An 18,537-nucleotide genomic window follows, 5' to 3' on the forward strand; every position below is an offset into this window, starting at 1 on the left:
TCAATTTGTTCTGCTCTCCATTGCTCGAGGTGAGATGGGGAGGGTGAGATACTTCCCTCTTCTCCCCATGGGGGAGAAGATACCCGAAGGGCAGATGAGGGGGCGGAGCGACGTCCTGAGCAGATGCGAAGGACAGCTTCTGCTATGTCGCCCCCTCATCCGCCTGCCGGCACCTTCTCCCCCGAGGGGAGAAGAGACTCATTGCTGCCTCTCCGCTCCTGGCGACGAGAATTCACCCCTTGTCTAACGCTTCCAACTCATCAATCAGCCCTTCGATCATCGACAGGCCCTGGCTCCAGAACGACGGATCGGTGGCGTCGAGGCCGAAAGGCTTCAAGAGTTCAGAATGATGCTTGGTGCCGCCGGCCTTCAGCAGTTCGAAATACTTTTCCTGGAAGCCCTTCTCGGCCTTCTGGTAAACGGCGTAGAGCGAATTGACCAGGCAATCGCCGAAAGCATAGGCGTAGACATAGAAGGGCGAATGGATGAAGTGGGGGATATAGGCCCAATAGGTCTCGTAGCCCTCTGAAATATTGATCGCCGGCCCGAGGCTTTCCGACTGGACGGAGAGCCAGAGTTCGCCGATGTCGTCGGCGGTGAGTTCGCCTGCCTTGCGGGCGGTGTGCAGCTTGCGCTCGAATTCGTAGAAGGCGATCTGGCGCACGACCGTGTTGATCATGTCCTCGACCTTCTGGGCAAGCATCGCCTTGCGCTCGCGCCTGTCGGTCGTCTTTTCCAGGAGCGCGCGGAAGGTCAGCATCTCGCCGAAGACCGACGCGGTTTCGGCCAGCGTCAGCGGCGTCTGGCACATCAACGCGCCTTGCGCGCCGGCGAGAACCTGATGGACACCGTGGCCGAGTTCATGGGCAAGCGTCATGACGTCGCGCGGCTTGCCCATATAATTGACGAGCACGTAAGGGTGGGCCGAGGGAACCGTCGGATGAGCGAAGGCGCCAGGCGCCTTGCCGGGGCGAACCGGGGCATCGATCCATTGCTCGTCGAAGAAGCGCCTGGCGATATCGGCCATCTCGGGGGCGAAATTGCCGTAGGCCGATAGCACCGTGTCCTTCGCGTCGGACCAGGAGATCACGGCGCTCGACGTTTCCGGAAGGGGCGCGTTGCGGTCCCAGAAATTCATCTGCTCCATGCCGAGCCATTTCGCCTTCATTCTATAATAGCGGTGCGAAAGGCGGGGATAGGCTTCGCGGACGGCTGCGGCCAAGGCGTCGACAACCTCTCGCTCGACGCGGTTTGCCAAATGCCTGGAGTCGGCGATATCCTCGAAGCCGCGCCAGCGGTCGGAGATATCCTTGTCCTTGGCAAGCGTATTGGTGATCAGCGTGAAGATGCGGATATTCGCGTTGAAGGTTTCGGCGAGCGCCATGGCCGCCTTGCGGCGCACTTCCGGATCCTTCTCCTGCAGCATGTTCAGCGCCACCTCGAGCGGCACTTTCTCGCCATCGATCTCATAGCGAAGCTCCGCCATGGTTTCATCGAAGAGGCGATTGAAGGCGGAGGCCGATGTCATCGACTTCTCGAGGAAGAGCTGCTCCAGCCTGTCATCGAGCTGATAGGGCTTATCTTTGCGCAGGTCGATCAGCCAGGGGCGATAATGGCCGGCATCGGGGTCATTGGCCATGCAGGCGTCGATCACGGCGTCGTCGATCCGGTTCAGCTCGAGCGCGAAGAACAGGAGATGGCCCGAGAATTCGGTAATCTTGGCCTGGACGTCGCCGTAGAGCTTGCCGTTTGCCGGATTGGTGGTGTCGGAAAAATAAGTGAGGCCGGCAAAGGAGCCGAGGCGGCCCATGATGTCGTCAAGCGCCTCATATTCCTTCAGCGCCGCGCCGATGCCTTCGGTGCCGGTCTTCGCCGCTGCTTCGGCGAGTTTGCCCTTCCACTTTTCTTCGAAAGCGACCGCGGCCTTGCCGGCCTTTTCCATGTCGGCGACGAAGGCGGTGGACGTGGCGGAGGGATAAAGATCCTGCAGCTTCCAAACCGGCAGGTCGCCGAGCGCCGGATCGGCCGCTGCCCCGGCTGGCGTTGCTGGCGAGAAAGAAAACCCGGCGTGCAGGGGCTCGATTTTCATGGGCGCAATTCCTCTCCACTTTATGACAGGTCTGCTTGAATAAGCGCGAGAAGGCCCCGCATCAAGGGTCTTTCGGCGCATAAAAGGCCTCGCTTCGGCACGAAATCGGGCCTTCGCAATCGTTAAAATGCAATTATTTCTCAAAACTGGATGTTCAAGCCTTTCTGCCAGAGTGCGCTTCATGGTTTCGCATGAAGTGGAGCGACAATGACCGGTTACAATGAGCTCAAGGGAGCAGGGCAAATCCTCGTGGTCGAGGACGACCCGGTGCAACGCCGTCTGCTCAAGAACGCAATCGAGCGTCACGGCCATGTCGTGCACCAGGCCGAAAACGGCCGCATCGGCCTGGAAATGGTCAAACGCGACAGCGGCCTTTTCAATGTCATCGTGCTCGATCTGATGATGCCCGAGATGACCGGCCTCGAGTTTCTCGATGCGCTTCACGAATTCGGCACGCAGATCCCGGTCATCGTCCAGACGGGCCAAGGCGGCATCGAGACCGTGGTGCAGGCGATGCGTGCCGGCGCCTTCGATTTCGTCGTCAAGCCGGTGTCGCCCGAACGCATCGCCACCTCGATCTCCAACGCGATGAAGCTAGACCAGCGCGAGGTGAAGGCGCGGGCCGGACGCCGGTCCCGCTCGGGCTCCGTCGGCTTCGACGACATTGTTTCGGCCAGCCCGGCGATGATCCGCGTCATCGATCTGGCCCAGCGGGCGGCGCAATCGAACATCCCGGTCGTGCTCGAAGGCGAATCCGGCGTCGGCAAGGAGTTGGTGGCCCGCGCTATCCAGTCCGGCGGCGACCGCTCGAACAAGCCTTTCGTCACCGTCAATTGCGGGGCGATCCCGCACAACCTCGTCGAAAGCATCCTCTTCGGCCACGAGAAGGGCGCGTTTACCGGCGCGACCGAACGTCACATCGGCAAATTCATGGAAGCCGATGGCGGCACCATCTTCCTCGACGAGATCGGCGACCTGCCGCTCGAGGTGCAGGTGAAACTCCTGCGGGCCGTGCAGCAGGGCGAGATCGAGACGGTCGGCGCGCGCACCGCGCACAAGGTCAATGTCCGGCTGATCTCCGCCACCAACAAGGATCTGATCGAAGAGGTCAAGAGCGGGCATTTCCGCGAGGACCTCTATTATCGCCTCAACGTCTTCCCGATTACCATTCCGGCTCTGCGCAAGCGCAAGGAAGACATCCCGCATCTGGTGCGCGTCTTTACCGACCGCTTCTCCAGCGAGCAGAAGAGCGGCCGCCGCATGACCGTGAATTCAGGCGCGTTGGCACTGCTGACCGCCTATGATTGGCCGGGCAACATCCGCCAGCTCGAAAATGCGATCTTCCGTGCGGTCGTTCTCGCCGAAGGGCCGGAGCTGACGGAGGCGGATTTCCCGCAAATCGCCGCCCAGCTTCCGGAATATGAAGTGGTTGACCACCTGGCGCTCGTTGCCGACAATACCGGCCTCGACCCGGATGAAGCCTATGGCGAGGAATACCGGGCGCCGATGCCAAGTGAGGTGCATCACCGCCTGTCGGAGACTTCCGAAAACGCCATTGCCAGTGTCAATCCCTCCGGAGATGTACGCAAACTTGCCGACGTTGAGGAGGAGCTCATCCGATTCGCGCTCAAATTCTATCGTGGGCAGATGAGTCAAGTGGCGCGCAAACTTGGCATCGGCCGGTCCACACTTTATCGCAAGCTCAAAGATTACGGCATAGATCCCGATAATCCCCAGAAAGATGCGGCTTAGGCCTTATTTATTAAGACTCGGGCAACCACGATTTGTTACTGATCATAAACCACTTGTTAGTGGCTCGTTCACTATGTAAAGAAAAGGTTGATCATGTGTGGCATTTTTGCCATCGTGTGACCGCATTTGACAGTCATCTGGGACAGTACGGGACATTGTCTGTCTGACGGGGATCGAGTTGCCGAATCTGAATGGGAATTCCAAGCCTTCGCGCTTGAGCTGGCGTTCTTTGTGCGCCGACATTTGCGGAAAGGCAGTGAGGACGGCGGCGGCCGCCCTTCTTGCGCTTGCGGTTTCCTCGCCGGTATTGGTCGGTACGCCTTCCCAAGCAGCGGGCGAAACCCGCAGCCTCAAGCTTTATTTCATCCATACCGGCGAAAAAGCCGTCATTACCTACAAGCGTAACGGCAAGTTCGACCCAAAGGGTCTGGAGCAGCTGAACCGGTTCCTGCGTGACTGGCGCAAGAACCAGCCGACCAAGATGGATCCGCGCCTGTTCGACCTGATCTGGGAAGTCTACCGCCAGAGCGGTTCGCGGGACTACATCAACGTCGTCTGCGGTTTCCGTTCGCCGGCAACCAACGAGATGCTGCGCGGCCGCTCGCGCAATTCCGGCGTCGCCGAAAAAAGCCAGCACATGCTCGGCAAGGCGATGGACTTCTTCATTCCCGACGTCAAGCTTGCGACGCTCAGGGCCATCGGCATGAAGATGCAGATCGGCGGCGTCGGCTTTTATCCGAAATCCGGTTCGCCCTTCGTGCACATGGATGTCGGCGGCGTTCGCGCCTGGCCGCGTATGAGCCGCGACGAGCTTGTCCGGCTTTTCCCGAACGGCAACACTATTCATATTCCGGCCGACGGCAAGCCGCTGCCCGGTTATCAGCAAGCGATGGCCGACTACAAGCGCCGCGTCAGCGGCACGCAGATCGAGATCGCCAGTGCTTCCGAATCGGCGCCGAAGCATAAGACGCTGTTTGAGGCGCTGTTTGGCGGCGGGGCTGACGAACAGGAAGATGATTCCGACGATTCGGCTCCCGTTGCTGTCGCCAAGGCGACGCCGCCGAAGACGGAGCCTGCTCCTGCCGAGCCGCAGCAGACCGAAGTCGCAGCCCTGAACGCGCCGGTGCCGCAGGTTCGCCCGGCTTTCAGCAACCAGCCGGCCGGCAGTGAAATGGCCAGCGCACTGGTGGCGCCCTCTTCGGGTAACGCCGCGCAGCAGGCCCTCGTCGCGGCGCTTCCGGCCGATCAGGCCCAGCCACAGCAATTCGCCGATCTCAGCGCCTACAGCATTCCCGTTCCCTCGCTTCTCGGTCAGCGCCGCGCGCCGGGTGACGCCGAGGTCGCGTCGATCGATCCGAACATGCAGAACGGAATGCCAGTTCCCACTCCGGTCGAGCGCCCTGCCGTTGCTGAAAATCTGCTTGCTGCGGCGGATGCCGATCCCGAAGCGGAGGCAGACGAGGCCGATCAGGATGGCGGCCTGTCTCCTGCCATCGCCGCCGCGCTCGAGCAGCAGAACAAGGATACGCAAAGCCAGGTCGCCTCGCATGAGCCTCAAATGAGCGTGGAGCAGGCAATCGCCGCCGCGATGCCGCAAAAGGCGCCCGCCGAAAAGCCGTCATTGCAGCTCGCTTCCTTGGCGCCGGCGACGAAGTCGGCAAGCTTCGGCGATGCTTTCGACGCCCCGGCTGCCGAGAGCCCCGCGCCGCAGCCCCTCCCGGTCAAGGGCCGCCGTCCGACGCAGAAGGAAGCCGCCGCAGCCGATGCCAGCCGCGCGACTGTGCGTACCGAGCCGAAGCTGACGCAGAAGATGATCTCACAGTGGGCGCTGACCAATGCCCGTCTCGAAATGGCGTCCAAACAGGTCAAGGCGCCGCGCTTCGTCAGCCAGACGATGCGCGCCCAACCGACCGCTGTCTATGCCGAGGGCTTCAACGTCAAGACCGCCTCAGTTGACCCGGCCCGTTTCAGCGGCAACGCCGTCAACTTCATGGAAGTGCGTAAGTTCAATACGAACTGAGCTTGCTGATCGCGTCAGACCGAAAACCGCCGGAGCGATCCGGCGGTTTTCTTGTGACTATTCGATTGGCTGGACAGTTGGTTTGCCAGCAAGATCCGGCGCAAAAGAAAAGCCGCCGGAAGGTCCGACGGCTTTTATCGAAGCAGCGACGTCGGCGAATCATCCTTCCGGCGGCGCTTCGATCATGCCGAGCGCGTGCAGATAGGTGTCGAGGATGGCTTCCTCCTCGATGCGCTCCTGCTCGTCCTTCTTGCGCAGCGCCACGACCTTCTTCAGGATCTTGGTATCGAAGCCCATTCCCTTCGCTTCGCCATAGACGTCCTTGATGTCGTCGGCGATGGTCTTCTTTTCTTCTTCCAGCCGTTCAATGCGCTCGATGAAAGCGCGAAGCTGATCGCGGGCGACGCCATGAGCATCAGACATCGTGTTCTCCTGATTTTTCGGTGATCAATTCGGGATGCACGTGACTGCCGCGAAGCGGCGTCACGGTCAAGCCTGTTAAAGGCCAAGCGGACTATTTGTGTGGCTTGTTCAGCTCAAATGCCGCCTTTTGCACAGGCGAGGCCTCCCTCTGGTGGAGGTTCTTCCAGTCCTCGTAGGGCATGCCGTAGATCATCTCACGCGATTCGTCCCGGCTGACCGGAACACCTTCGGCCTCGGCGGCTTCGCGATACCAGTTCGACAGGCAGTTGCGGCAGAAGCCGGCTAGGTTCATCAGATCGATGTTCTGGACGTCGCTGCGGTCACGAAGATGCGCGATCAGACGACGGAAGGCGGCGGCTTCGAATTCGGTCTGTTGTTCCTTGCTGAGCGCAGTCATCTCGCTCTCCTTTCATTCCGTGGGCCTCAATAGGGGCCGGTGCGCGACGGATGGACGTCGTATTCGTGCATGGCCGGATCCGCATTCATCGCTGCAAAAATCGGCGCCAGGCGCTCGGCCCATGCCGATATGCCGGCTTCATCCGCGATCAAATCCTGACGCACTTCGAGCAGGGCATGTGGGATTCCTGTCACCATACAATGGCGGTACATGGTATCGCCCTTCAAAGCGCCGTCATAGGGTTCGTTGTCGCCGACTACGAGATCGGGATCGGCGCGCAGCATGTCGAGCAGCGGGCCGACCGCGCGCCGGTCGCTGTCCCAAAGAACGGCGGCGTGCCAGGGTCGGGGAATGCTCTTCCATGCCGGCGTGAAAGAGTGCAGCGATAGCACCAGCGGTGCCTTGCCGGTGCTATTCGCCACCGCGTCGATCGTGCCTGCCACGGCCTCGTGGTAGGGGCGATGAAAGGCTTCGATCCGATAAATCCACTCCTGCGGCGTGATCGGGTGATTGCCTGGTATGACGGCGCCGTCCGAGATCTTCATGATCAGGGTCGGGTCGTCCTCCCCTCTATTCGGGTCGATCAGCAGCCGCGAGAAACCGCCGAGCACTGCCGGTATGCCGAGCCTCGCTGAAAGCTGGCGCGTCAGGCGCTCGATGCCGATGTCATAGGCGATGTGGCGGGCGAAGGCAGACTCCGGCAGGCCGAGCCTTTCATACCGGGCGGGAAGGCGGTTCATCGCGTGATCGGCGAGGATCACCATGCCTTTGTCATGTTTTCCGGGTAGAATTTCGAAGGATTGGAAGTCGTCCATGAAGGAATTGCCGTTGCTCATTGCCAGTCGCGCCCAGTGATTGCATGAGCCCGCGACCGGTTCAAGCGCGACGGGCGGCGACAGCGGATATGAACCTTTGCGGACCGTTATGAAAGGGAATATAATCGATTAGCATTGCGTTGACTTTCGGATGGCGGCGGCGCAAGAAGGCACGGATATGAATAACCGTGGAGCTATTTGGGAGCCGTGTTGATTCAAGCCGCGCCAAGTTTCCTCACGCGGTCCGGACCGCTGGTCCGACTCGCCCTGTTTGCTCTTGCAGCCGCCATGCCGTTCTTCATCGCAGATGCCGCACGCGCCGACTTTCGCGTGTGCAACGGAACGCAAAATCTGGTTGGGGTAGCGATCGGATACAGAGCCAAAGACGGCTGGATCACGGAGGGCTGGTGGCAGGTGCCGGCAACAACTTGCGCCACGCTGATCGAGGGAGAATTGCAGTCGCGTTATTATTACCTCTACGCAGAGGACGCCGCCCGGGGAGGACGGTGGACGGGGGACGTGCAGATGTGCGTGGCGGAAAACGAATTCAAGATCTCGGGCGTGCAGGATTGTTATGCCCGGGGCTACCAGAAGATGGGATTCAAGGAATATGACACGGGCCGCCAGGGCAGCTGGATGGTTCAACTCTCCGACACCCCAGGGACGCAAGAAAGTCAGAATTGATGAAGCGTAATCGCAAAGTTAAAATCCTCGCCACCCTCGGGCCCGCCTCCGCCGAGGAATCGATGATCGAGAAGCTGCACCAGGCTGGTGCCGATGTCTTCCGCATCAATATGAGCCATGCGAGCCACGACCTGATGCGAACGCTCATCCAGCGCATCCGCTCGGTCGAGGCGCGTTCAGGCCGGCCGATCGGCATTCTCGCCGACCTGCAGGGACCGAAGCTGCGCGTCGGCAAGTTTACCGACAGCAAGGTCGATCTGAAACCCGGCCAGACCTTCACGCTCGACAACAATGAAGCGCTCGGCGATGCCACACGCGTCTACCTGCCGCATCCCGAGATCCTGGAATCGGTACAACCTGGCCACCGTCTGCTGATCGATGACGGCAAGCTCTGCCTGCGCGCCGACAAGTGCGACGGCAAGAGCATCGTCACGACGGTGGTGTCCGGCACGCGCATTTCCGACCGCAAGGGTGTCAGCCTTCCCGACACGTTGCTCGGCGTCGGTGCGCTGACCGACAAGGACCGGTCCGATCTCGACGCTGTGCTCGCCACCGACGATGTCGACTGGGTGGCGCTTTCCTTCGTCCAGCGTCCAGACGACCTTGCCGAAGTGCGCAAGATCGCCCGCGGCCGCGTCGGCCTGATGTCGAAGATCGAAAAACCGCAGGCTCTCGAGCGCATCGAGGAGATCATCGAGCTTTCCGACGCTCTGATGGTCGCCCGCGGCGATCTCGGCGTCGAAATGCCGCTCGAATCGGTTCCAGGCATTCAGAAGCAGCTGATCCGTGCCTGCCGCCGTTCGGGCAAGCCGGTTGTCGTCGCCACGCAGATGCTGGAATCGATGATTTCAGCGCCGGTGCCGACACGCGCCGAAGTATCAGACGTCGCGACCGCCGTCTTCGAAGGCGCCGATGCCGTCATGCTCTCGGCCGAATCGGCCTCGGGCGACTATCCGGTCGAAGCCGTCTCGACCATGGCCTCGATTGCCACGGCCATCGAGCGCGAGCCGCATTATCCCGGCATCATCTATGCTCAGCGCGCCCAGCCGGAAGCAACCGGCGCCGATGCGATCTCGCTTGCCGCCCGTCAAATCGCCGAAACGCTGAAGCTGTCGGCGATCGTCTGCTACACCTCGTCGGGCACGACGGGTCTCCGCGCCTCGCGCGAGCGCCCGCAGGTGCCGATCCTGGCATTGTCGCCGATCATCAAGACGGCGCGCCGGCTTGCCATCGTCTGGGGCCTTCATTGCGTCGTCACCCATGACGCGACCGATCTCGACGACATGGTCAACCGCGCCTGCCGCATCGTCGCCGACGAAGGTTTCGGCAAGCCGGGCGATCGCATCATCATCTCGGCCGGCGTGCCGCTCGGCACGCCGGGCGCCACCAACATGCTGCGCATCGCCTATATCGGTTCGGACGGCCAGAGCGGCGTCTGATCCGATCGCATCTGTGATGAAGCCTGCTGCCTAAAAGGGCGGCAGGCTTTTTTCGTTCATGTGACCAGGCATTGCCAAGGGATGCGGCGCATGCAAGTCTCGATCCTCGGGTTTGGAGGGATCATCATGGATATCGTCACTCTTTTGGCTTTCGCGGCCGTTTCCTTCGTCGGTATCGCCACACCAGGACCGACAGTGCTGCTGGCGTTGACAAATGGTTCTCGGCATGGGCTGCGCCGCGCGGTCGCCGGCATGGTCGGCGCGGTTCTTTCGGATTTCGTCCTGATCGGCGCTGTGGCTGTCGGACTCGGCGCGCTGCTTGCGGCATCGGAATTCTGGTTCTCGATGCTGAAATGGGCGGGTGCCGCCTATCTCGCCTTTCTCGGCATCATGCTCTTGCGCTCGAAGGGCACGATCGACGCGGCGCTGAAGTCCGATGAGGCGGCCGCGAGATCGACCTTTTCGATCGGGCTGAAGAGTTTCATGGTCGCGGTGACCAACCCGAAGGGATATCTCTTCTTCTCCGCCTTTCTGCCGCAGTTCATCGAGCCCACCCAGCCGCAGACGGCGCAGTATTTGCTGCTCGCCCTTGTCTTCGCTGTGCTCGATTTCATCATCATGTTCGGTTACGCTTTCTTCGGCTCGCAGGCGGTCCGTTTCCTGAAAACGTCAGGCGCCTTATGGCTGGAACGCGCATGCGGCGGCGCGCTGCTCGCCCTTGCGGGATCGCTTGCCTTTTACCGTCGGGCCACCGCCTAAACTCATCGGGCCAAGGACATATGGCCGACGCGGTAGGTCTGCGCGTCATCGCCGATCTCGGGAGGCTCCCGCCACAAGCTGAAGCGTATGCGGGTCCATGTCGTCGGTTCGAAGCCGGAGACGGAGGCGAGTGCGCCTGCCGCCAGATCGGCTTCGGCCTCTGCGATTTCGGCCCGCCGGAGATCGGCAAGCGGTGCATGGGCTTCAGTCTGCAGGATATTGCGGGTTGCGAACGCGGCAGCGGCGATATCGGGCGAGATTTGCGCCTTCCATACGATCCAGGTCTTTACCTGCGGCCAGCCGAAGGAACTGGTGAGCGCCTGGAAACCCGTGCCGCAGAGGAAGTCGCCTGCCCGTTCCGGCCTCCGCCAGAGGTAGAAGGGCGCATACAGGTTGTCGCGGCTGCCGAATTCGCCGATGCGGGCGCTGAGATAGGCTTTGAAACCGAGATTGGGGAAGCCGTCGAGCAACCGCCCCTTGTCGCGGATGCGGCGATCGATGATCGACATGTCGTAATCGGCCGGCAGGGTAAAGCTGTATTGCATAGCGATCATGGCCGTGCCTCCACTGGATCCAGCCATTCGACAAAGCTGCCATTTTCCGCCGGCTGGATGCTGATATAGGTGAGCGGGCTGTCAGCGGCGGCGCCATGCCAGTGGCGTTCGCCGGGCGCAAACCAGACCGCATCGCCGGCACGCAATTCCTCAACCAAGCCGCCCTCGTTCTGTGCCAGGCCCTGTCCCGCAAGGACATAGAGCAACTGCCCCTTGGGATGGGTGTGCCAGCGGGTGATGGTGCCCGGATCGAGCGTGGCACGCATCGCGGTATTTTCGCCGTCGGTGCCTTCGAGCAGCATCTCAACCCAGAAGGGCGCGGTTGCCACGCCTTCGGGCGAGCGGGCCACCTTACCAGGTCGCCTGACGGTCATCGATTTCGGGTTCGCAGCGCTCATTGCCGGCCTCCGGCTATCTGCAGCCGCCAGTCTGGATCGGTCATTTGGGCGATTCCGTTGCCGAAGGACCAGTCCTTAGGCGCGCTGGTGCTGACGACGATCATCAGGTCTTCCGGCCGAAGGCCCGGCGATTGGGTCAGCAGCTCGGCGAGCCGCCGATACAGCGCTGCTTTCATCTCCCCCGTTCGCGGCCGGCCGATCGTGACTGAGATATAGACGAAATCGTCCGAGCGAGGGCCGGCAAGATAGCTGCGGTCGAAGATCAGTTCATTCTCATCATGCTGATGGATGGCCTGGAAGCGGTCGTTTTCGGGCACGTCGAAGGTCTCGACCAGTGCGCGCTGGACGTTGTCGGCAAGCGCTGCGAGATATTCCTGTGACTTGCCTTTGCGAAGAGAGATGCGAACGAAGGGCATTGGGATCTCCATGGTTCGGGCCGTCGGGCGGCCTTGACAACAGCATCATCGCAGCACAGGATGATGCTGAAAATCAAAATTTTATGGATCAAATATCCCAAAATTTGGAACAATACGATGCGGCGAACGATCTTCGATCTCGATGTGCTGCGGACCTTTTCGACCGGCATGGAGCTCGGCAATTTCGCCAAGGCGGCGGAAAAGCTTGGGCGTTCGACGTCAGCGGTCAGCGCGCAGCTGAAGAAGCTGGAGGAACAGGCGGGCACCCCAATCTTCCGCAAGGCGGGTCGCGGGCTGGCGCTGACCGATGCCGGCGAAACGATGCTCGGTTATGCCAGACGGTTGCTGGAGCTCAATGACGAGGCGGCGGCGGCCGTGCACAGCATCGAGCTGGAAGGCTGGGTGCGACTGGGTCTGCAGGAGGATTTCGGCGAGAGCTTGTTGCCTGAGGTGCTCGGCCGTTTCGCGCGGGCCCACCCGAAAGTCCGCATCGAGGCGCGGGTGGTGCGCAATGCCGAACTTCTCGAGCGGGTCACCTCAGGCAAGCTCGATTTGGCACTCGCCTGGAGCGACGGGAAATTGACGGCGCATTGCGAGCGCATCGGCGAAGTGCCGATGTGCTGGATCGGGCCTGCCGAGGGACAGCCCGGCTGGCATGCGGCAAGCGGCGAGCCGATGCCGCTTTCCTCGCTGGAGGCGCCGTGCCTGTTGCGCAGTGCGGCGACCAAGGCGCTCGACGCAGCGGGAATCTCCTGGCGGCTCGCATTCGTCAGCCCCAGTCTCGGCGGCCTCTGGGCAGCGACGGCGGCGGGTCTCGGTTTGACCATCCGCACACCGATCGGCCTGCCGGCGAAGGTCCGGGCGCTCGCGCCAGAGGCAATCGGCCTGCCTGAGCTGCCGAAGCTCGGCCTGGTGCTGCATAGAGCCGAAGCTGAGCTGCAACCAGCTGCGGCGCGGCTTGGCGAACTGGTTCTACAGTCCGTGCATGGCGCGCTGCACGGGACGGCAGGCTGATCTCTCGATTGCCTCTGCGAGCGCAGGCCCCGATCAATGAATCCGCCCTGTTATTCAGCCGAAGCGTTCCAAAGCCATAGCGAAGATGTCGGTATCGACATTGCCGCCGGAGGTGACGGCGACCACGGTATCGCTTTCCAGCGCCTCGCCGTGGAAGAGGGCGGCAGCCAGCGCCACGGCGCCGCCCGGCTCGACGACAATCTTCAATCTAACGAAGGCCAGCGCCATGGCGCGCAGCGCTTCGTCGTCGGTGACGACGATGCCGGCGCCGGCGAGGCGCTGCAAGATCGGGAAGGTGATCTTGCCCGGCTCCGGTGTGATGATCGCATCGCAGATCGAACCCGACATGGAGGCGTTGCGTTCGATCCTGCCGGAGGCGAGCGAGCGGGTGGTATCGTCGAAGTCCCTAGGCTCGCAGGGACGGACGCGAAAGCCGGGGGCGCTGGCTTCGAGGGCGAGCGCGATGCCTGACGTCAGTCCGCCGCCGCCGCAGGGAACGAGCACCTCGGCTTCAGTTATACCTTCTTCTGCCGCCTGTTCGGATATTTCGAGACCAGTCGTGCCCTGACCGGCGATGACAAGCGGTTCGTCGAAAGGTTTGATCAGCGTCAGGCCGCGCTCGGCGGAGAGCCGGGCGCCGATTTCGTCGCGATCCTCGTTGGCGCGGTCGTAGAGTACGACCTCGGCGCCGAAGGCGCGGGTATTGGCGATCTTCAGCTTCGGCGCATTGCTCGGCATGATGATGACCGCGGGCACGCCGTGCAGCTTGGCGGCAAGCGCGACACCCTGCGCATGATTACCCGAGGAGAAGGCGATGACGCCGCGTGCGCGTACTGCCGGGTCGAGCCCGGAGACGGCAGACCAGCCGCCGCGAAACTTGAAGGAACCCGAATGCTGCAGACATTCCGCCTTCACGAACAGGCGCCGGCCGGCGATCTCGTCCAGGAAGGGGGAGGAGAGAAGCGGCGTGCGGCGCGCGAGACCGCGCAGTCGAGCGCGGGCGGCAACAATCATTTCAATGCTGACCATTCGAGAATCGTCCTGCTTGCGGCGTCGCTCATGCATAGGACGGGGCAAACGCTTTGTGAACGGTGACTTTGTCACCGTGACATGAATGACCATGCGCAATGCCCGGCGGCTCGCCGACCGTCAATAGCCGCCCGCCGAGCCTTCTGTCGCGCGGGCGTCCATGGCGCCGTTGTAACGAGCGCCGCCGCCCTTTTCGATGGCGGCAAGGTTTTTGCCGCCGACGAGGATGCCAGCGGCCTGGCCCCAGAGCGGCGCGCCGTTGCCGCCGTCGAAGCTATAGCCCATTGCCGCAAGCGTCTTTTCCGTATCCGGCGAGAGCGCATAGGGCTCGAGATAGACCTTGTCGGGCTGCCATTGGTGATGAAACCGCGGTGCGTTGACCGCCTGGCTGATATCCATGCCAAAATCGACGACATTCAAAATCGCCTCCAGCGTGATGGTTATGATGCGCGAACCGCCGGGGCTGCCGATCACCATGAAGGGCTTGCCGTCGCGGGTGACGATCGTCGGGCTCATCGAGGAGAGCGGCGTCTTCTTCGGAGCGATGGCGTTGGCTTCGCCCTGAACGAGGCCATAAAGGTTCGGCACACCCGGCTTGGAGGTGAAATCGTCCATCTCGTTGTTGAGCAGAATGCCGGTGCCGGGTGCCACGACCGCTGCGCCGAAGGAGCCGTTCAGTGTATAGGTGACGGCAACCGCATTGCCCTCGTCGTCAATGATCGAATAGTGGGTCGTCTCGTTGCTTTCCTTGCCGCCGAGCGGTTCCAGGTTGGCCGAAGTTCCGGCCTTGTAGGGATCGATCTTTGCTGCGATCTCCTTGGCGTAGCTCTTGTCGAGCAGTTTTTCGACCGGATTGTTGACGAAATCGGGATCGCCGAGGGCCGCGTTGCGGTCGACATAGGCGTAGCGCATCGCCTCGACCATCACATGCACGGTTTCAGCCGAGGCGTAGCCGAGATAGGAGAGCGGATAACCTTCGAGGACGTTGAGGATCTCGCATATGATCACGCCGCCGGAAGAGGGTGGCGGCGAGGAGATGATGTCGTAGCCGCGGTAATTGCACTCGATCGGCTTCAGCTCGCGCACGGCATACTGCTCGAAGTCCTCCTTGGCGAGGATGCCGCCCTTGGCCTGGCTCGCTTTTACGATCGCCTCGGCGGGGGAAGCCTTATAGAAGGCGTCCGGTCCTTTTTCCGAAATGGCCGCCAGGACTGCAGCGAGATCCGGCTGCGCAAGCTTTTCGCCGGAGCCATAGGGCTTGCCGTCCGATTTCAGGAAAATCTTCGCCGCCGTCTCGTCCTTGGCAAGGCGCTTGGCGCTGCCGGCAAGGATCGCCGCGTCACCCTGTTCCAGCGTGTAGCCCTCCTTGGCGAAGCGGAGCGCCGGCCCGATCAGATCCTGGCGTGAGCGGGTGCCGTATTTCTCGCGAGCCGTCTCGAAACCCATGACGGAGCCCGGAACGCCGACGGCGAGATAGCCATCAAGGCTGGCCCGCGGCACGATATCGCCCTTAGCATCGAGATACATTGTCTTTGTCGCGGCGAGCGGCGCGCGTTCGCGGAAATCGAGGAAGGTCTTGGTGCCGTCTTTCAGGCGGATGGTCATGAAGCCGCCGCCGCCGAGATTGCCGGCCGAGGGATAGACGACCGCCAGTGCATAACCGACGGCGACCGCTGCATCGACGGCGTTGCCGCCGCTCTTCAGCACCTCGACGCCGACATCGGTCGCCAGATGCTGGGCGGTGACGACCATCCCGTGTTCGGCTTCGACCGGTGCGGGCGAGGCCGCGAAGGCCGTCGTCAGAGTTAGCGACAATGCCGATATGACGGAGATCGTCCCGATATGCAGGCGGCCCATGATTTCCCCTCCTATGGACAACAACGGAAAGACATATGGGGCTGCTGCGGTCCGCGGCAATGCGAGGGGCAGGCTTTATGCCGGATCCAGATCCAGCAGTTTGGCGAGTTTGCTGTTGGTATCGTCGTCATCGAGCGGCGTGTAGACGATGAGCTTCATCTCGGGCCGGTTCGTCAGCGCCAGGCCGGTGTGTTCGAAGGACATGCGGCCCATGACCGGATGATCGATGCGCTTGATGCCGGATAGCGGGCTGATCACCTCGTGGCGCTGCCACCAACTGCGGAACTCGTCACTTGCCTGCATGAGCAGTGCAATCAGCCGCTCGAAATCCGGATCGCCGGCATAACGAGCACTGTCGGCCCGGAACATCGCGAGGGAGACGCGGGCAACCGATTCCCAATCAACGAGCAGCCGGCGATGTGCAGGGTCGACGAAGAGACGATGCATGATGTTGCGCTCGTCGCGCTCAAGCGTGTCATAGCCACCGAAGAGCACATCGGTTGCGCGGTTCCAGGCGAGCACATCCCATCGCCGGCCGAGCACATAGGCCGGTTGATGGGTCAGATTGGCGAGCACGCGCTGCAGCGACTCGTCGACGTGTTCGGGTGTTGTCGACATCGCCTGTACCGCCTGGCGATTATTGAGGGTGAAGAGGTGCCGGCGCTCGGCATCGTCGAGGCGGAGGGCATCGGCAAGGGCGTTTAGCACCTGTGGGGAGGGGCGGACGTTGCGGGCCTGCTCCAGCCATGTGTACCAGGTGGTGCCGACGCCTGCGAGCATGGCGAGTTCCTCGCGCCTCAGGCCTGGAGTGCGTCGGCGGATGCCTTCCGGTAAGCCGACGTCAGATGGCGCCAGCCGCTCGCGGCGTGAACGCAGGAAGGCCGCGAATTCGCGGCGGCGGGCTTCGAAGACGTCGGTTTTCTGATCCATGGGTCCGATCATATCAGTATCGATACCAGGATAAAATTGGAACTGTTTGCCGTTTTCATTGGGCGCATGGTGCCAAAGTCGCAGGTGATCCCCGCCTGCGGATCAATGAGTTCAAGGAGCAGCATCATGACTTTGCAGCATGTGGTCATCATCGGCGGTTCATCCGGCATCGGCCTTGCCACAGCAAACTTACTTTTGAAACAGGGATACGCGGTCACCATCGCAAGCCGCGACGGCGAAAAACTCGCGGCCGCACAAGCTTCGCTAGTCGGCGATCTGCGCACCGTCGTGCTCGATGCGACGGAGTTTTCAAGCCTAGCAAGAGTTTTTGCCGGCATCGGCACCTTCGGCCATCTCGTGCTGGCGATGGGCAGCGGCCATGGCGCAGGTCCCTTCGCAACGCTCGATATGGCGGATCTGCTCGCCGGATTTCAGACCAAACTCATTCCGCATGCGGCGGCGGCACAGGCGGCACTACCCTTCCTTCAACCGGGCGGCAGCATCACCTTCGTCTCAGCGGTCAGCGCCCAAGCGGCGATGCCCGGCACGGCAGGGCTTGCCGCCATCAATGCCGGAATTGAGGCGATGGTACCGGTACTAGCCGTCGAGCTGAAGCCGCTGCGCGTCAACGGAGTCTCACCCGGGGTCATCGATACGCCCTGGTGGCATTTCCTGCCATTCGAGCAGCGCAGCAGCGTCTTCACGGATTTCGCCGGCCGCACGCCGGTCGGCCGTGTCGGCAGGCCGGAGGATATCGCGCAGGCGATCGCATTCCTGATCGAAAGCGGCTTCATGAGCGGTCATGTCGTCACCTGCGACGGCGGTGTGCGGCTCGGCACCTGAGGGAGGTTGCGATCGCCCCGCCGAACATCTTGCCAGCGGGACGTTCGAGTCCCGAGATGTCACGCACCATCCCGGGCGCCTGATCAGAGACCACGGAGTTTCGGCCGCTCGGTCGCGTGATGGGGCGGCGAGCCTCTCTTCGGCTCTGCGGGCGGCCGACTGGAGGTCGCGCGGCTTGCCGGCGATCTTTTCCATGGCGGCGATGGCGACGTCGGTGGCGAGATAATCCGGCTTATGACCGACGCCGCGGACCGTGACGAGTTCGGAGCCTGCTATATCGCGGGCAAGGCCACGCGAATGCAGGTGTTCCCAGACGATCTCGTCGCGGTCGCCTGTGATGATGACGGTCGGCGCGGTGATCTGCGGATAGAGCGGCGACTGCTCCTTCACATAGGCGAGCAGTCTTTTGAAATCGGCCGCATTGTTGTGGAATGTGCGCGGCCGCAGCACCAGCGACGGGCCGGTTTTTTCGATGTAGTCGGCAGGGCGTGGATTGGGACGGAAGACATTCAGCGTGCCGCGCTCCAGCCGGCTCAGTCCAAGCGGAACGACGACGGCGTGGTTGAAGAGCCAACCGATGATCGGCACGGTCGCCACATGATAATACCAGTCGATGCCGCCGGGCCACGGATGGGTGGCCGGCGCGAGGAAGAGCAGGCCGGCGGTCTTATCCGGGTGGCGCAGGCCGAAGGCGGCGGTGATCGCGCCGCCGAAGGAATGGCCGACGATGATCGCCTTCTCGATGCCGCGCTTTTCCATCAGTCGGGCGATTGCATCGGCCTGGCCCGAGGGTAGGGCGTTCTCAGGTCCGCCGCGTTCCGAATAGCCGTGACCGGGACGATCAACGAACAGCATTTCCGCCCGGCCTTCGAGCAGTGCGCGAAAAGCGACGATCTGATCGAGCAGATTGCCGCTGGCGCCGTGAATGAAGACGAGCGCCGGCAGGTCTGCATTTTCGGGACGCTCGACATGGACGGCGTTCATGCGGTAGCCGCCGACATCCGTTAACTCGCCGATATTCGGATAGGTCTGTTCGAATTGCCGCGCCTTATAAGAGGAGTAGCCGATGATGGCGGCGAGCGGGGCGAGAAGAGCGGAAACTTCGGCAAGCATGATCT

17 protein-coding genes and 1 pseudogene are annotated in these 18,537 nt (G+C 62.1%); 7 read left to right on the forward strand and 11 right to left on the reverse strand.

Going from position 1 to position 18,537, the window contains the following annotated elements; translation table 11 throughout:
• Positions 1 to 232 precede the first annotated feature (232 nt).
• Positions 233 to 2,089 carry a M3 family oligoendopeptidase gene (locus tag PH551_RS08100; RefSeq protein WP_285192569.1) on the reverse strand — a complete coding sequence of 619 codons (1,857 nt, stop codon included), beginning with the start codon at positions 2,087 to 2,089 and terminating at the stop codon, positions 233 to 235.
• Between the two features lie 207 nt (positions 2,090 to 2,296).
• Between PH551_RS08100 and PH551_RS08105 the strand changes: the two genes are divergently transcribed.
• Positions 2,297 to 3,841: a sigma-54-dependent transcriptional regulator gene (locus PH551_RS08105; RefSeq protein WP_285192570.1), complete on the forward strand. Its 1,545-nt coding sequence runs from the start codon at positions 2,297 to 2,299 to the stop codon at positions 3,839 to 3,841.
• A gap of 178 nt (positions 3,842 to 4,019) precedes the next feature.
• Positions 4,020 to 5,861 carry a peptidoglycan L,D-endopeptidase MepK gene (locus PH551_RS08110; RefSeq protein WP_285192571.1) on the forward strand — a complete coding sequence of 614 codons (1,842 nt, stop codon included), beginning with the start codon at positions 4,020 to 4,022 and terminating at the stop codon, positions 5,859 to 5,861.
• A gap of 159 nt (positions 5,862 to 6,020) precedes the next feature.
• Here PH551_RS08110 and PH551_RS08115 read toward each other — a convergent pair whose 3' ends face one another.
• The 3 genes from PH551_RS08115 to PH551_RS08125 form a co-directional block, all read right to left on the reverse strand.
• Positions 6,021 to 6,284, reverse strand: coding sequence for a DUF2312 domain-containing protein (locus PH551_RS08115; RefSeq protein WP_285192572.1), 264 nt, complete (start codon positions 6,282 to 6,284; stop codon positions 6,021 to 6,023).
• A 91-nt stretch (positions 6,285 to 6,375) separates the two neighbouring features.
• The gene (locus tag PH551_RS08120) at positions 6,376 to 6,681 is read right to left on the reverse strand and encodes a DUF1244 domain-containing protein (RefSeq protein ID WP_285192573.1); all 306 of its coding nucleotides are present in this window, start codon (positions 6,679 to 6,681) and stop codon (positions 6,376 to 6,378) included.
• Positions 6,682 to 6,707: 26 nt separating this feature from the next.
• A complete protein-coding gene (locus PH551_RS08125) occupies positions 6,708 to 7,496 on the reverse strand; it encodes an N-formylglutamate amidohydrolase (protein WP_285192706.1) in 789 nt (262 codons plus the stop codon).
• 198 nt (positions 7,497 to 7,694) lie between these two features.
• Here PH551_RS08125 and PH551_RS08130 point away from each other — a divergent pair, with 198 nt between their 5' ends.
• From PH551_RS08130 to PH551_RS08140, 3 genes are all read left to right on the forward strand, one after another.
• Complete coding sequence (locus PH551_RS08130) at positions 7,695 to 8,180, forward strand: DUF1036 domain-containing protein (RefSeq protein WP_011426762.1); 486 nt, start codon at positions 7,695 to 7,697, stop codon at positions 8,178 to 8,180.
• Positions 8,180 to 9,619, forward strand: a complete 1,440-nt coding sequence (gene pyk, locus PH551_RS08135) for a pyruvate kinase (protein ID WP_285192707.1) — start codon at positions 8,180 to 8,182, stop codon at positions 9,617 to 9,619. The genes PH551_RS08130 and pyk overlap by 1 nt, the downstream gene beginning before the upstream one ends.
• Positions 9,620 to 9,745: 126 nt before the next feature.
• On the forward strand, positions 9,746 to 10,378 hold the full coding sequence (locus tag PH551_RS08140) for a LysE family translocator (protein WP_285192574.1): 633 nt from the start codon (positions 9,746 to 9,748) through the stop codon (positions 10,376 to 10,378).
• 2 nt (positions 10,379 to 10,380) lie between these two features.
• On the opposite strand, the gene PH551_RS08145 is transcribed toward PH551_RS08140, so the two are convergent.
• From PH551_RS08145 to PH551_RS08155, 3 genes are read right to left on the reverse strand one after another with little or no spacing between them, the layout of a single operon-like run.
• Positions 10,381 to 10,932, reverse strand: coding sequence for a DUF4865 family protein (locus PH551_RS08145; protein ID WP_285192576.1), 552 nt, complete (start codon positions 10,930 to 10,932; stop codon positions 10,381 to 10,383).
• Positions 10,929 to 11,330, reverse strand: a complete 402-nt coding sequence (locus PH551_RS08150) for a cupin domain-containing protein (protein ID WP_285192577.1) — start codon at positions 11,328 to 11,330, stop codon at positions 10,929 to 10,931. Before PH551_RS08150 ends, PH551_RS08145 begins: the two co-directional genes overlap by 4 nt.
• A complete protein-coding gene (locus PH551_RS08155) occupies positions 11,327 to 11,746 on the reverse strand; it encodes a tautomerase family protein (protein ID WP_285192578.1) in 420 nt (139 codons plus the stop codon). Before PH551_RS08155 ends, PH551_RS08150 begins: the two co-directional genes overlap by 4 nt.
• Positions 11,747 to 11,863: 117 nt before the next feature.
• Here PH551_RS08155 and PH551_RS08160 point away from each other — a divergent pair, with 117 nt between their 5' ends.
• Complete coding sequence (locus PH551_RS08160; RefSeq protein ID WP_285192579.1) at positions 11,864 to 12,760, forward strand: LysR substrate-binding domain-containing protein; 897 nt, start codon at positions 11,864 to 11,866, stop codon at positions 12,758 to 12,760.
• A gap of 54 nt (positions 12,761 to 12,814) precedes the next feature.
• Here PH551_RS08160 and PH551_RS08165 read toward each other — a convergent pair whose 3' ends face one another.
• From PH551_RS08165 to PH551_RS08175, 3 genes are all read right to left on the reverse strand, one after another.
• Positions 12,815 to 13,789 carry a threonine ammonia-lyase gene (locus PH551_RS08165; protein ID WP_285192580.1) on the reverse strand — a complete coding sequence of 325 codons (975 nt, stop codon included), beginning with the start codon at positions 13,787 to 13,789 and terminating at the stop codon, positions 12,815 to 12,817.
• Between the two features lie 120 nt (positions 13,790 to 13,909).
• Entirely contained in the window at positions 13,910 to 15,646 is a 1,737-nt protein-coding gene (gene ggt, locus PH551_RS08170) for a gamma-glutamyltransferase (RefSeq protein WP_285192582.1), read from the reverse strand.
• Between the two features lie 75 nt (positions 15,647 to 15,721).
• Positions 15,722 to 16,588: a helix-turn-helix transcriptional regulator gene (locus PH551_RS08175; RefSeq protein ID WP_285192584.1), complete on the reverse strand. Its 867-nt coding sequence runs from the start codon at positions 16,586 to 16,588 to the stop codon at positions 15,722 to 15,724.
• Between the two features lie 114 nt (positions 16,589 to 16,702).
• On the opposite strand from PH551_RS08175, the gene PH551_RS08180 reads away from it, so the two are divergent.
• The gene (locus PH551_RS08180) at positions 16,703 to 17,419 is read left to right on the forward strand and encodes an SDR family oxidoreductase (RefSeq protein WP_285192585.1); all 717 of its coding nucleotides are present in this window, start codon (positions 16,703 to 16,705) and stop codon (positions 17,417 to 17,419) included.
• An 84-nt stretch (positions 17,420 to 17,503) separates the two neighbouring features.
• Here PH551_RS08180 and PH551_RS08185 read toward each other — a convergent pair.
• Positions 17,504 to 18,532 (reverse strand): annotated as a pseudogene (locus tag PH551_RS08185) (alpha/beta fold hydrolase); the annotation flags it as partial.
• Positions 18,533 to 18,537 lie beyond the last annotated feature (5 nt).

The organism is Rhizobium atlanticum (genome assembly GCF_030182485.1).
In the GTDB taxonomy this organism is placed as follows: domain Bacteria; phylum Pseudomonadota; class Alphaproteobacteria; order Rhizobiales; family Rhizobiaceae; genus Rhizobium.

What these genes read in the sequence shown, in the direction of transcription:
- PH551_RS08180 (WP_285192585.1), top strand. Translation starts at nt 16,703, where the DNA reads ATGACTTTGCAGCATGTGGTCATCATCGGCGGTTCATCCGGCATCGGC.
- PH551_RS08105 (WP_285192570.1), top strand. Translation starts at nt 2,297, where the DNA reads ATGACCGGTTACAATGAGCTCAAGGGAGCAGGGCAAATCCTCGTGGTC.
- ggt (WP_285192582.1), bottom strand. Translation starts at nt 15,646, where the DNA reads ATGGGCCGCCTGCATATCGGGACGATCTCCGTCATATCGGCATTGTCG.
- PH551_RS08125 (WP_285192706.1), bottom strand. Translation starts at nt 7,496, where the DNA reads ATGGACGACTTCCAATCCTTCGAAATTCTACCCGGAAAACATGACAAA.
- pyk (WP_285192707.1), top strand. Translation starts at nt 8,180, where the DNA reads ATGAAGCGTAATCGCAAAGTTAAAATCCTCGCCACCCTCGGGCCCGCC.
- PH551_RS08140 (WP_285192574.1), top strand. Translation starts at nt 9,746, where the DNA reads ATGGATATCGTCACTCTTTTGGCTTTCGCGGCCGTTTCCTTCGTCGGT.
- PH551_RS08150 (WP_285192577.1), bottom strand. Translation starts at nt 11,330, where the DNA reads ATGAGCGCTGCGAACCCGAAATCGATGACCGTCAGGCGACCTGGTAAG.
- PH551_RS08115 (WP_285192572.1), bottom strand. Translation starts at nt 6,284, where the DNA reads ATGTCTGATGCTCATGGCGTCGCCCGCGATCAGCTTCGCGCTTTCATC.
- PH551_RS08145 (WP_285192576.1), bottom strand. Translation starts at nt 10,932, where the DNA reads ATGATCGCTATGCAATACAGCTTTACCCTGCCGGCCGATTACGACATG.
- PH551_RS08175 (WP_285192584.1), bottom strand. Translation starts at nt 16,588, where the DNA reads ATGATCGGACCCATGGATCAGAAAACCGACGTCTTCGAAGCCCGCCGC.
- PH551_RS08155 (WP_285192578.1), bottom strand. Translation starts at nt 11,746, where the DNA reads ATGCCCTTCGTTCGCATCTCTCTTCGCAAAGGCAAGTCACAGGAATAT.
- PH551_RS08100 (WP_285192569.1), bottom strand. Translation starts at nt 2,089, where the DNA reads ATGAAAATCGAGCCCCTGCACGCCGGGTTTTCTTTCTCGCCAGCAACG.
- PH551_RS08165 (WP_285192580.1), bottom strand. Translation starts at nt 13,789, where the DNA reads ATGGTCAGCATTGAAATGATTGTTGCCGCCCGCGCTCGACTGCGCGGT.
- PH551_RS08120 (WP_285192573.1), bottom strand. Translation starts at nt 6,681, where the DNA reads ATGACTGCGCTCAGCAAGGAACAACAGACCGAATTCGAAGCCGCCGCC.
- PH551_RS08160 (WP_285192579.1), top strand. Translation starts at nt 11,864, where the DNA reads ATGCGGCGAACGATCTTCGATCTCGATGTGCTGCGGACCTTTTCGACC.